General features: G+C 44.4%; 11 protein-coding genes. 1 reads left to right on the top strand and 10 read right to left on the bottom strand.

The window, feature by feature from the left end; translation table 11 throughout:
• Positions 1–33: 33 nt before the first annotated feature.
• The 6 genes from panC to mazG form a co-directional block, all read right to left on the bottom strand.
• Entirely contained in the window at positions 34–942 is a 909-nt protein-coding gene (gene panC / locus AK822_RS00820; RefSeq protein WP_060490222.1) for a pantoate--beta-alanine ligase, read from the bottom strand.
• A 41-nt stretch (positions 943–983) separates the two neighbouring features.
• Entirely contained in the window at positions 984–1,784 is an 801-nt protein-coding gene (panB, locus tag AK822_RS00815) for a 3-methyl-2-oxobutanoate hydroxymethyltransferase (protein WP_060490221.1), read from the bottom strand.
• Positions 1,785–1,913: 129 nt separating this feature from the next.
• Complete coding sequence (gene folK / locus AK822_RS00810) at positions 1,914–2,435, bottom strand: 2-amino-4-hydroxy-6-hydroxymethyldihydropteridine diphosphokinase (protein WP_060490220.1); 522 nt, start codon at positions 2,433–2,435, stop codon at positions 1,914–1,916.
• Positions 2,428–4,707 carry a polynucleotide adenylyltransferase PcnB gene (pcnB, locus tag AK822_RS00805; RefSeq protein ID WP_060490219.1) on the bottom strand — a complete coding sequence of 760 codons (2,280 nt, stop codon included), beginning with the start codon at positions 4,705–4,707 and terminating at the stop codon, positions 2,428–2,430. The genes folK and pcnB overlap by 8 nt, the downstream gene beginning before the upstream one ends.
• 166 nt (positions 4,708–4,873) lie before the next feature.
• Positions 4,874–5,173 carry a ComEA family DNA-binding protein gene (locus tag AK822_RS00800; protein ID WP_228139043.1) on the bottom strand — a complete coding sequence of 100 codons (300 nt, stop codon included), beginning with the start codon at positions 5,171–5,173 and terminating at the stop codon, positions 4,874–4,876.
• Positions 5,174–5,244: 71 nt separating this feature from the next.
• Positions 5,245–6,126, bottom strand: coding sequence for a nucleoside triphosphate pyrophosphohydrolase (mazG, locus tag AK822_RS00795; protein ID WP_060490217.1), 882 nt, complete (start codon positions 6,124–6,126; stop codon positions 5,245–5,247).
• A gap of 182 nt (positions 6,127–6,308) precedes the next feature.
• Between mazG and AK822_RS00790 the strand changes: the two genes are divergently transcribed.
• Complete coding sequence (locus tag AK822_RS00790) at positions 6,309–7,808, top strand: phosphohexomutase domain-containing protein (protein ID WP_060490216.1); 1,500 nt, start codon at positions 6,309–6,311, stop codon at positions 7,806–7,808.
• Positions 7,809–7,850: 42 nt separating this feature from the next.
• On the opposite strand, the gene AK822_RS00785 is transcribed toward AK822_RS00790, so the two are convergent.
• The 4 genes from AK822_RS00785 to galE are packed head-to-tail and all read right to left on the bottom strand — an operon-like array spanning position 7,851 to position 12,952.
• Positions 7,851–9,272 (bottom strand): UDP-glucose 6-dehydrogenase, encoded by a 1,422-nt coding sequence (locus tag AK822_RS00785; RefSeq protein ID WP_060490215.1) that lies wholly within the window; start codon positions 9,270–9,272, stop codon positions 7,851–7,853.
• 40 nt (positions 9,273–9,312) lie between these two features.
• Positions 9,313–10,980 carry a glucose-6-phosphate isomerase gene (pgi, locus tag AK822_RS00780; RefSeq protein WP_060490214.1) on the bottom strand — a complete coding sequence of 556 codons (1,668 nt, stop codon included), beginning with the start codon at positions 10,978–10,980 and terminating at the stop codon, positions 9,313–9,315.
• Positions 10,981–10,983: 3 nt separating this feature from the next.
• A complete protein-coding gene (locus AK822_RS00775) occupies positions 10,984–11,868 on the bottom strand; it encodes a UTP--glucose-1-phosphate uridylyltransferase (protein WP_060490213.1) in 885 nt (294 codons plus the stop codon).
• Between the two features lie 52 nt (positions 11,869–11,920).
• Entirely contained in the window at positions 11,921–12,952 is a 1,032-nt protein-coding gene (galE, locus tag AK822_RS00770) for a UDP-glucose 4-epimerase GalE (protein WP_060490212.1), read from the bottom strand.
• Positions 12,953–13,066 lie beyond the last annotated feature (114 nt).

Raw genomic sequence — 13,066 nt, 5'->3', positions numbered from 1 at the left:
CATTCTAGTCATTGCATCCTGCAAATTACTATGTCACAACGATTGATCCACCGTCACCAATTGATTGTCTAACAAACGTGCACGTCCCAGCCAAGCAGCGACTAAAATCATCAAATTCTTGTTTTCTGCATTAAAAGTTACAGTATCATTAGTGAGTGACTCTAGCGTATCGGTTTTAATGTCTAAATAATCAATAATGAAGCCAGCATCCGTAATACGCTGATGCGTTTCTGCTAGCAACGACTGAACAACTTGTTGGCTCTGTTCGCCTCTCTCTAACTGCTTTGCTAAATATTGTAGCGCTTGATGGATAACAGGTGCTGCCTCACGCTCAGTAGCACTTAAATATTGGTTACGCGATGAGAGTGCCAAACCATCTACAGCGCGGACAATAGGTGCCCCTATAATTTCAATCGGATAACTTAAATCACGTACCAATTGCTTAATAATCGCTAATTGTTGATAGTCTTTTTGGCCAAAAACAGCAATATCCGGTTGTACGATATTGAACAGTTTAGAGACGACAATACCAACACCGTCAAAATGCCCAGGGCGTGATTGACCACATAATTGAGTGGTAATAGCTCCCGCGAGAACGGAAGTCGGCGGCGGTAAGACAGGGTACATCTCTTCAATACTGGGCGCAAACACATAATCAGTATCGACTGATGCTAGCTTAGCGACATCCTCATCAAGCGTGCGAGGATAACTATCAAAGTCCTCTCCCGCGCCAAATTGAGTAGGGTTGACAAAAATACTAACCACCACGATATCAGCATGTTGCTTGGCTATTTTTACTAATTCAAGATGACCAGCATGCAGATTGCCCATCGTTGGCACTAAAGCGATACGCTGTGGGCCATCTTGATTGTCAGTTTTTTGTCCACGATAAGACTGTAAAGTCGTACGCAATGCGGAGATGTGATGATGAATGATTGGCATGGTTAACTATTCTTCTACTGATAATCGTAAAAACTAAAATGTTAGCTAAACTGGTGCTGCTCGGTTGGGAAGCTGCCTTCACGTACTGACTGCTGGTAAAGGGCAAATGCGCCTTCGATACTGCGCGGGCTATTACGCTCATCGGTCAAAAAGTCATGAATAAAGCGCGGGACACGGCCGTGCGTCATACCTAGCATGTCATGCATGACCAACACTTGACCATCCGTATCCGCACCAGCACCAATCCCAATAACTGGTACTGCGACGGCTTCCGTCACTACTTTTGCAAGCTCAGCAGGTACGCACTCTAACACTAGCAGCGCAGCACCTGCCGCAACGACTGCTTTCGCATCAGCAAGCAATTTATCAGCCGCTTCGTCACCACGACCTTGGATTTTATAACCACCAAACACATTGACTGATTGCGGTGTTAATCCTAAATGCACACAAGTAGGCGTCCCTGCTTGCGCCAAAGTCGTGATTAAATCGCAAAGCTCACTACCACCTTCAATCTTAATCACATGCGCGCCCGCCTGCATCAGCTGGCGACTATTGGCAACTGCTTCTGGTAGGGTGACATAACTCATAAATGGTAGGTCAGCCAAAATCAGCGCGTGTTTATTGCTACGGGCAATATTGGCCGTATGGTAAGCCATATCATTGACAGTCACGGGTAACGTTGAGTCATGACCTTGCACCACCATGCCCAAACTGTCACCGATTAAAATCGTATCAATCTCTGCTTTTTCCATCATGCGTGCAAACATCGAGTCATAGCACGTTAAGCAAGTGAACTTGGTGCCGTCTTTTTTAAATTTTTTTAAAGTAGATAACGTCGTCATATGATCCTCGATTAACCTTTAGTACCTTTAGCTATTATTCTGATTGTGATCAAAATTTTTAGCAATCGTTTGGTATAGGTGATTCACCTTAAAAGAGGTAAGCGTTTTCACTCTTTTATAATAGATTGGCTACAGTAATTTTAAGCCTGTCCAATCTTTGCTAGGCGGATAGTCATCTATCGACTTGCTAGCAATGATAAGCGCTGGAGCTAACTCTCGCAGTGGTAATAAGACAAAATTACGCTCAAACAATCCAGCGTGCGGTACGGTTAATTGTGGCTCAGTGATTTGCGCCTCACCGTATAACAGAATATCGACATCCAAACTACGCTCACCCCAACGCCGTATTCGTGCACGCTTAGCCTCTTTTTCTAACTGTTGACAGTAGGCAAGCAACTCAAAAGGCGGCAATATCGTCTCAAACCCAGCGACGGCATTAACAAAATCAGGCTGATCTTGCGGCCCCATAGGCGCTGAAGCATAAAACGAAGAAACACGAACCGCACGTATTTGCTTATGCTCTTGCATCGCGGCGATTGCCTGCTGCAAATGTTCTACTGGTGAACCCAAGTCGTTAGACAAATTGCTACCCAAACCTACGTAGCAGGTTACCCAATTCGCGTTGCCCGCATCGTCAGTAATATTAGACATTGTCAGTACTAGGTTGGCGACGGCGACGTTTCGATGGGATAGGGCCTTTATTGTCATTTACACTACTCATACCAACATTGCCGTTAGCAGCTTGGCTGGTTTTAGCAGACTTTGCTTCTGTCGCTTTGGCTGGTTTTTTAGTGCTTGCAGGTGTCGCAACCTTCGCCACTTTTTTGCGCTCAGCCGTTTTTTTAGCCGGAATATCTGTTTTATCAGTAGGCTGGGCTGGGGGCTTAGGTGCTTTTTTTGCATACTTTGCTGCAGCTTTAATATCGTTGTTAGTCGTTACTTGCGTCTCTGTGTTACTAGCGAGATTTATACTCTCTACACTCGGCTGACGACGGCGACGCTTATGCGGTATCGGCTCGTTATTCATAATGACGAGCGATGGCGATCTTGCTACCGAGCGAGCCACAGATGAAGGCATAACCTCTGACTGTGTTGCTTTTGGTTGCTGAGCTTGATTTGGGCGATCAGGTTTACTGTCAGCCTTACTACTATAAGAGTTGGCATCAGAACTGGCATCCTGATTTTTTAGCGCTTTCTCAGCCGATACATTCTTCTGAGCAGGTTTTTTCTGCGCTGTCCCTTGACGTCTATCAGGCTTATCGCCATTTGATAGCTGCTTCTGTAATGGCGGCACGACTTTTTCATGCTCAATTACAAAGAGTGGTGCAGGCTTGGAATGATGGCGTTTATTTGCCGCTTGGTTGCTGCTATTGGCAAGGGATAGCAGTCGTAACTGAGCAAGCTCATGGCTGTCTTGACTTACTTGCTGCGATTCATAGTGCTTGTTGTTATTGCCACCAGATTGCTTAACAGAGGCTGATTGACTGACAGCGCGGCGACGGCGTGCTGGAATATTTGACGGGTCATTTACCATATTCTGATCATTCCTACCCTGCTCAGCAGTATCATTGGCTTTGCTGTGCTTGGTATTTTTTTGATGAGATATTGAGTGATCGAGGCTATTTGACTCTGAATTTTGATGATTACGCCCACGACCACGCTGCGCTTGTTGCCCTTTTTTATAGGCACCGCGACGAATATTTTCATCAAAATCATCAATGGCTTGCTGCTGCTCTCGTTCAGACAATGTCTGATAGGTCTGCCACCAATCGCCCATACCATTGGTCGACTCTGATAACGGATGCTCAGCATCACCGCATTGCTCACGCAATAATAAAAAGTCAAAACCTGCGCGAAAACGTGGATGCTCAGAGAGTTGGACGATTTGTTTGCTACGCGGGGCGGCAAGTCTTGGCTGCAATATCCAGATATCACGGATAAACTGCTCTGCAAATTTAGGAATCGCGGTCTTGATACGTTGACGATCAATTACTTTACCAGCGGCGTGCATTTGCGCTTCAGCAAACGGCATATTGCGCTTCTTGGCTTTTGCCAACTGATGCAGATAGTTTTCCCATAATAGCGCGGCATAAAAGAACGCCGGATTGATACTTTTGCCCGCAGCAATACGTTTGTCGGTATTAATAGCGACTTGATTGACCAGTGCACTTGGCTCAGATGGTGGGTAGATGATTAAGCTATCAATCGCCCCCGACTCAAACAATAGCGGCAATAATGGCACCAGATAACCACCGGTAAACATTTTCTGGGTTTCATCATAGAGACGATGCGGTGATATTTGCTCAAGCAGTGCCCAATTGCCATCATGAAACTGATCAGCTAACTCGTCATCAAACTCAAAACCGAGTTTGGCTTTGAAACGTAAAGCACGCAACAAACGTACTGGATCTTCTTCGATACGCACTGGCGCATGCCCGAGCAGACGAATGATTTTATTATCAATGTCGTCAAGCGCACCGCAAAAATCATGAACCACGCCTTTAAGTGGTTGATAATAAAGCGCATTAATAGAAAAATCACGACGAGAGAAGTCTTGTTTGATATCACCCCAAACATTATCACGTAGGATCATACCGTCTTGATTGGTACTAGCATCATTGGTTGGTGGACCACGGAAGGTAGCAACCTCAATCAACTCACGGCCTGAATACACGTGCGCCAACTGAAAGCGGCGACCGATAATGCGGCAGCGCTTGCCAAAGACGTCTTTGATCTCATGCGGCTTGGCATCAGTGACAGCGTCAAAGTCTTTTGGACGTAAACTCAATAAGGTATCACGCACACCGCCACCGACGATATAGGCATCAAACCCAGCTCGGTTTAAGGTGGCAATCACTTCAGTAATGGAATTGGGTAATTCAGATTTATTCAGTTCTAACTGCTTGGCGGCACGCTCGGCCATGCATCTACTCCTCGCCGGTATTCTTTAACCACCCCTGATGAACACAGCGTTTATCAGGCGGATGTACCTGCTAGTTTAACAAATTTTGCGCCTAGTAGGTGTGTTATGACTGATACTTACGTGCTATTTTGTCAATATTGGGGTTAATTAAAGCAAAATACTGCCCTTAATCTTGTACGCGTAAACGTCCTCGATTTTTCTCAACCGTTTTTGCACCAATACCTTTGACCTTTGCTAACTCATCCACTGTCTTAAAATCACCAAACATCTCACGATATAAAATAATCGCTTGGGCTTTGCTGCTGCCGATACCATTTAGCGAAACGAGCTCACCTTCACTAGCACGATTGATATTAATGGTGGCTTGGTCACGTACCTGTATTTTGGCACTTTCTTGCGCCAATAGATATTCATAAGCCCTTTGAGGATTATCAAAACAGGGCGCAGCTTGAACACTTTTCAACATAAAAACCGCCAATATTAGACTGAAAACAGCCATATTGACCAAGCTAACAAACGAGGCCTTATGATAAGCGTTCATGACGATCGTTCATGTTGTTTCGCCGCTTCCCATAACGCATCCATCTCGTTAATATCACTATCCTCTAAACGCTTGCCAGCCGCAGCTAACTGTTCTTCAATATAACCAAAGCGTGATTTGAATTTATGCACACACGTTAAGGTGGCTGCTTCGGCATCAAGATTGAGTTTACGGGCGACATTGACGAGCGCAAACATACAATCACCCAGCTCTTTTTCAATATCACTAATATTGGCTTTGCTTATGTCATATTCAGCAGCGTCTTTTGATTTATCTATCAATTCAGCCTTTAACTCGGCAATCTCTTCATCTAGCTTATCAAAAGCACCGCCAACGCCCTCCCAGTCAAACCCTAACTTTGACGCCTGTTTTTGCACATCTTGCGCTTGCATGAGCGCACTGCCCGCTTTGGTATTGTCTAAACGACGTTTTGGTTTGCCTCGTGCCTCGCGCGCTTGCTGCTCTTCTGCTTTGATCTCATCCCAGCGTAATTTTACTGCTGCATCGTCCTTTAAAGTTTCGGCTTCAAACACATGCGGATGACGACGAATCAGCTTTTCTTGTAAAGTTGCTATGACATCTCTCATATCAAAGCGACCTTGCTCCGCATACATCTGACAATGAAACACCACTTGCAGCAGCACATCGCCTAGCTCGCCTTTGATATCTTCATCGTCATTACTTTGTACCGCTTCGCCTAGCTCATAGGCTTCTTCAATCGCATAGGAAATTAGGCTGTGATTGGTTTGTTTTTTATCCCACGGACAGTCAACACGTAGCCGTGCCATTAAAGCCAATAAATCGTCTAATTCACCACTAGCAGTTGGCGTTCCTTGTGCTGGCGTAGGCGCTACTATTTTATTGTCTTGATTGCTCATAAGGGATACTCGTTTCGTTTATTATTTTATCTGGTAGGTTAATATAAATTTAATCAATAATGATTGCTGCGTGTCTTATTCATCATTGAACGCTTAGTGTATCATTGAACCTTGATTGGCTTATAATCGTGCTATCTGCTTTATTATTTTATCATTGCACACGCGCAAGGAATTTTATCATTATGTCTACGTCTGCGACCATTCGTTATCAGCCAGAAACTGCATTTAATCCCATTATTATTGATTCATTCAAAGCTTATGATATTCGCGGCGAGCTGGGGGTAAATCTAAACGAAGCCATTGCTTACCGTATTGGTCGTGCTTTTGCACAGATTTTATTTCAGCGTTATGGTACGGCGGTTGAGGCTCATGACAATGATATGCTAAATCTAAAACCTGCCATCGTTATTGGTAGTGACATTCGCCATTCAAGCGAGCAATTAAAACAAGCGACCATCGCTGGTATTGTAGATGCTGGTGTCGATGTGATTGACTTGGGCATGAGCGGTACAGAAGAGGTGTATTTTGCCACCAGTTATTATCAGGCGTTGGGTGGTATTGAGGTGACTGCCAGCCATAACCCTATCAACTATAACGGCTTAAAATTGGTTAAGGAACACTCAAAGCCGATCAGTGGCGATGATGGTTTGGCAGAGATTCAAGCATTGGCAGAGTCTGGGCAATTTATCACTAAAAACCGATCAGGAACGTTGCAATTATTAACTGATAAAAGCGCTTATGTCGATCATGTCATGACTTTTATTGATACCGATAAGCTCAAACCCCTCAAATTATTGATTAACTCAGGCAATGGCAGTGCAGGGCCTGTGGTTGACTTGTTGATTGAAAAGCTTGCACAAGCTGGTGCGCCAATTGAAGTGATTAAACTGCATCATACACCAGATGGTAGCTTCCCTAACGGCATCCCTAATCCAATGATTGAAGCCAATAGAGTGGCGACTCAACAAGCTGTTTTGGAAAATAAAGCCGACCTTGGTATTGCTTTTGATGGTGACTTTGATCGCTGCTTTTTATTCGATGAACATGGTGAGTTTATTGATGGTAGCTATATCGTTGGGATGCTTGCTCAAGCATTTTTGAATAAGTATCAACACCAAGGGCAGAATGAGTCAATCGTTTACGATCCACGTGTCATTTACAATACTGAAGCCGTGATTAAAGAGCATAACGGTAAGGCTGTCATCAGTAAATCTGGACATTCATTTATTAAGCAAGTCATGCGTGACTCTGGCGCTGTTTATGGCGGCGAGATGTCTGCCCACCACTATTTCCGTGACTTTTTCTATTGCGATAGCGGCATGATTCCATGGCTGCTCACCATTGAGCTATTGTCTGTCACCGGAAAAACTCTATCAGAATTGGTTACTGGCTATATTCAAGCCTATCCAAGTTCAGGCGAGCTTAACTTTCGGCTCACAACAAATGATGCGCCAACGATTATTAGCGCTATTGAGGAAAAATGTAGCAGCGAAAATCCGACCAAATCGACGCTTGATGGCTTGAGTCTTAACTTTGGCGAGTGGCGTTTTAACTTACGTGCCTCAAATACAGAACCACTGATCAGGTTAAATATTGAAAGTCGTGGCAATGAAGAATTGTTAGCTATTAAAGTTAAAGAGATTCAACAGTGGCTAGCGACACAAGGTGCTGTACCAGCGTAAACGAATACAGATAATTTTGATGACAGAAAAACTGAAATAAAGCTATTTAGACCGACCAATGCCCATATAGTCACCTACCAGATTATCGATCTGCAATCGTGTCAGTGCATTTTGCGCATCAAATACTGGCATCGCGTGTTGATTAAGCTTGGCAATATCTAGTTGATCTTGTGGCGACCAACTAATGATAAAAATCGCCTGTGCGGCACTTAGCTGCTGATAAGGATTATTAATCAATTGCAGTAATGATTGCTGCTGATAAAGCATGGCAAGTTCATCTTGTGCTTTATCGCTATATACCAAAGTACGAATATTATAAGACCATAATAACGCTAACAATGGATGTATGGCTGAGCCTGCGGTACGTCCTGAGCCTGATTTATAACTACCGCCCCAAATCATCACCGTTTTATTATCAATAAAACCATCAAAATATTGCCAGAATTTGCGGAATATCAGCTCTTTTTGATCTTCGTTGATGTGCATGACTGACTGCAACAGCGGCATCTCTAAACTGTGCGTTTGGCTGGACTGTTGTAATTTAGCCAGCTCGGTCGGTAGTGTGTTACCACCAAAGCCCCAGCCTGCTTGCAGATAACTGCTGCCGACCCGCGCGTCTAGCCCCATGATACGACTGACTTGCTTGATATCTACCTGTTGACTGTCCGCCAAGCGTGACATCTCATTCATAAAACTCACTCGCGTCGCCAGCATCGCCATGATACTGCTACGGGCAAACTCTATCGTTGCGATATCAGCGTGATGAGCGGCACGCGCATGCTGCATTAACGGCTTCAATACTTCTAGATGCTGGCTACTGTTGGCTGTTTTTTCACCAAGCAACCACAGTGAAGGATTCAACATTGAGCTATAAGCATCACCGTCTTGCAAGAATACAAACGGCACATAGTAGACCCACGCGCGCTGCAAATTTTGCGCCAGTGCTGAAACAACCCCTAGTTTCTCAATGCCACTTATAATCACGGGTAGCGATTGCTGATGGCTGTGGTTGAATGCGTTAATCCAACTGGCTTCTGCCCATACTGGCTTGATACTGTCTAAAAATAACCAATAAAGCGCAACAGTGCTTTGGTCGTCAACCTTACTAATCTCATTGCTCTCATTGATGTGACGACTGTCACTAAAATTTGTCGTTTCATAATATTGTATTAACGTGTCAGCGCTAGCTGGTAATGCTGTACTGATAATAACCTGCTGCTGCTCATACATCTGCCACAGTGCTTGTAAATGATGCTCAAAGCCGTATTGTTGTATTTGCTGCCTCAATAGCTCAATATCTGCATAAAGATGCACGCGCTGACCGAGACTTGCCAGCACCACGGCGCTAGTAATGGCCTCAATGCTATGACCAATAAGCACACAAACTTGCTTGCTTGCAGTGCTTTGTGATTTAGATTCATGCGTATATTTAGGTGTATTGTCATTTATAGAAACAGCGCTCATGCGTTCACCTTTAATGATTATTGACTTAGTAGCAAAACGATCAAGACAACTGCTGAATATGTTTTAACAGCTGGTTAGTGGAGCTGTCAAACTGACTCTCACCTGCTTGCTGCATGGCTTGATGTACGGACTCCGCCATTTGTTTGCCCATCTCGACGCCCCATTGATCAAACGGGTTAATATCCCAAATGCTGGCCATGACATAGACTTTATGCTCATAAAGTGCAATCAGCGCTCCCAAACTGTGCGGCGTCAGCTCATCGATCAGCAATGTCGTTGACGGCTGGTTGCCACGGTAATATTTATACTTATCCGCAGCAGAAGCTACTTGAACCTCAGTCTCTTGAAGCGCGGCATTACCAAAAGCCAGCACTCGGCTCTGTGCTAGACAATTGGCCAAAGACAGCTCATGCTGCTGCTGTAATGGCGCGTTTTGCGATTGACCACTATAGCGGCGCACACAAGCAATAAAGTCACAAGACACTTGCTGTGTGCCTTGATGTAGCAACTGATAAAAGGCATGCTGCGCATTGGAGCCAATCTCGCCCCACAGAATCGGACAGGTATCGTAGTCAATATGATCACCGTGCTGGGTGACCGATTTACCATTACTCTCCATCTCAAGCTGGGTTAAGTAGCTTGGTAAATAGCTGAGACGACCATCATAGGGCAATACGGTATGAGCATTCACTTGTAAAAAGGTACTATTCCAAACAGCAAGCAAACCCAACAATACTGGTAAATTTTCTGAAAAATCAGCCTGAGCAAAGTGCTCATCCATACTATGCGCACCAGCTAATAACGCTTTAAACCCAGCCATCCCAATACGAATGGCAATCGCCAATCCTATCGCTGACCATAAAGAAAAACGCCCACCAACCCATTCCCAAAGCTGTAGCTGATGCTCAGGATGAATACCCCACGCACTCATTTTTTCACTGTTAGCGGAGATACCAATAAAGTGGCGGCGTAGCACACTGTCCTCAGTACCTGCACGCAGCTTGGCAGTGGCAAGCAGCCATGATAATGCTGTTTTAGCATTAGATAACGTATCAACCGTACCAAAGGATTTAGATGAAATAATAAACAAGGTGGTCTCAGGATTGAGGTGCTTCAGCAAATTATCAAGCTGAGTGCCGTCCATATTAGAGACGAAATGTACTTCAATGTCGGTATCTGCCCACTCATCTAGCGCGGTCGTCGCCATAAGCGGGCCAAGGTCAGAGCCACCGACGCCAATATTGACCACACCCGTGATAGCTTTACCAGAAAATCCGCGCCACGTACCACTACGGACACGTTCAGATAAACGTGCTACTTGCGACAGACTATCATGCACATCAGCGACCACATTTTGCCCATCAACGTCTAGTTTGGCAGACTCTGGCAATCGTAGTGCTGTATGCAAGGCAGCACGCTCCTCGCTAGTATTGACCATCGCGCCTTGCATAAGTGCATCAATTCGTGTGGACAACTCACAGCTTTCTGCTAGCTGCAACAGACTTGCCAGCACCTGTTTGTCAATACATTGTTTGCTATAATCCATATATAGCGCGCCTGCTTGCATGCTAAAGAGCGTTGCACGACTGTCATCTTGTGCAAACAAGGCTGCCAGTGACCATGGCTGCTTCGCAAGCATCTGTAGTTGCTGCCAGTATGTAGAGTTTCGAGCACTTTTATAAGCGCTATTTCTCTTTATCTCAGCCATCAGCTATTCATCTTCTGCTAATTGCTGCTCGGCAAAATAGATAAATGCTTGCATATATGAGCGCATATCACCTGCATCATAGCTATCACCGCGCATGGTCGTGACATTCACGCCGTATTCACTAATCAACGCATCAATCGCATCGGTCAGCTGAATTTCACCACCGACCGAAGCTTTGGTATTGGCCAGATAGTCAAAAATGTGATTGCTAAAGACATAACGACCAACGACTGCTAACTTAGAAGGAGCATCGGCTAAGTTAGGCTTTTCTACAAATCCTGCCACTTTAAAGCTGGCATTACTGTTTGCTTCACCATCTTCCCTGCTCTCCTCACTAAACGCTTCATGCAGTTTGGCAATACCATATTTATGCACATCTTCATCAGCGACTTTATCGACCAATATCTGTGAATGGTTATCTTCAGCAAAAGCATTAATCATAAAGGCTAAGTTATCAGCAGCCATATCGCCCGTAAAAGGATCAAGCACAACGTCGGGTAATAATACGGCAAAATCATGCTCACCAATAATGGGGCGAGCCGCGAGTACCGCATGACCCAAACCTAATGCTTTACCTTGACGTATCATCGATACGGTCACATCGTCTGGCAGCCAGTTTAAGCTATCGGCTAGCTCATCTTTACCTTTATGACGCAGCTGGTTGTCCAACTCAGCATTAATATCGAAGTAATTCTCAATCGCGCTCTTTTGTGCATGACCAACCAAGACAATATGCTTAATACCAGCAGCAATCGCCTCTTCAACCACATAGTGAATAGCGGGACGATTACCAAGTGGTAATAGCTCTTTTGGCACAGATTTAGACAATGGCAACATACGTGTACCAAAGCCTGCAACAGGGATGACGGCGTGAGTTATTTTTTTCATAATTTTTAAACTATATTAATGGAAGATTAAAAGAAAAGATATTTTATAAAGTCTAAGTAACATTATAGCCATTCGGATTCTTATTTTGCCAACGCCAGCTATCTTGGCACATCTCAGTGATAGATAGTATTGCCTGCCAATCTAATAGCGCTTTTGCTTTATCAGCACTGGCATAGCAACTGGCTATGTCACCTGCGCGGCGTTCTGCAAATTGATAAGGAATTGGTTGTCCAGAAACGTTAGAAAATACCGTTACTAACTCTAATACAGAAGTACCTTTACCAGTACCTAAATTAATGGGTAAAAATCCTACTGGTGCCACTTGTCGCTCTAAATAATTTAACGCAGCCACATGACCTTGCGCCAAGTCAGTGACATGTATAAAGTCACGTACACCTGTCCCATCTATTGTAGGATAGTCATGACCAAAAACATTAAGTTTGGCAAGCTTACCAACAGCGACTTGCGAGATATAAGGCATCAAATTATTTGGGATATCATTAGGGTCTTCGCCAATCTGCCCTGATGGATGCGCCCCTACTGGATTAAAGTATCTCAGAGGAATCAGGTTCCAACTGTCGTCGGATACAGCAAGGTCTTCTAATATGTGCTCAACTGCCAGCTTGCTCTGACCATAGGGGTTGGTACAAGAACGTGGCGATTTCTCATCAATTGGCAATACTTCAGGATCACCGTAAACAGTCGCAGAGGAAGAAAAAACGAGGTTTTTGACATCATACTCAGCCATCACTTCTAGCAAGGTAATCGTACCACTGACGTTGTTATTGTAGTACAGCAATGGCTTGGCAACAGATTCACCAACTGCTTTTAGTCCAGCGAAGTGAATCACGCCAAAAAACTGATGCGCTGAGAATACTTGTTTAAGTGACTCAGCATCACGAATATCGCCTTCGATAAACTCAATCGGCTGACCAATGAGAGTAGAGACACGATTGATGGCTTCACGACTACTATTAGACAAGTTGTCGTAAACTACAATCTCATAGCCAGCTTCATGCAGTGCGATACAGGTGTGTGTGCCAATATAGCCCGCACCGCCCGTAACTAGTATCTTGTTTTTCATAATATCGACCCATTATTTTTCGAAGTTATTATTTTTCGAAGTAGGTATTCGTTTTTATTCGTAAATGCAACTATACTGGGAACGATAAAACATTACCAACGTAAATGCCCCAAT

The sequence above is a fragment of the Psychrobacter sp. P11F6 genome (genome assembly GCF_001435295.1).
In the GTDB taxonomy this organism is placed as follows: domain Bacteria; phylum Pseudomonadota; class Gammaproteobacteria; order Pseudomonadales; family Moraxellaceae; genus Psychrobacter.
Note: the sequence above shows the minus strand (reverse complement) of the source record. Positions and strands in the feature narration are given on the sequence as shown.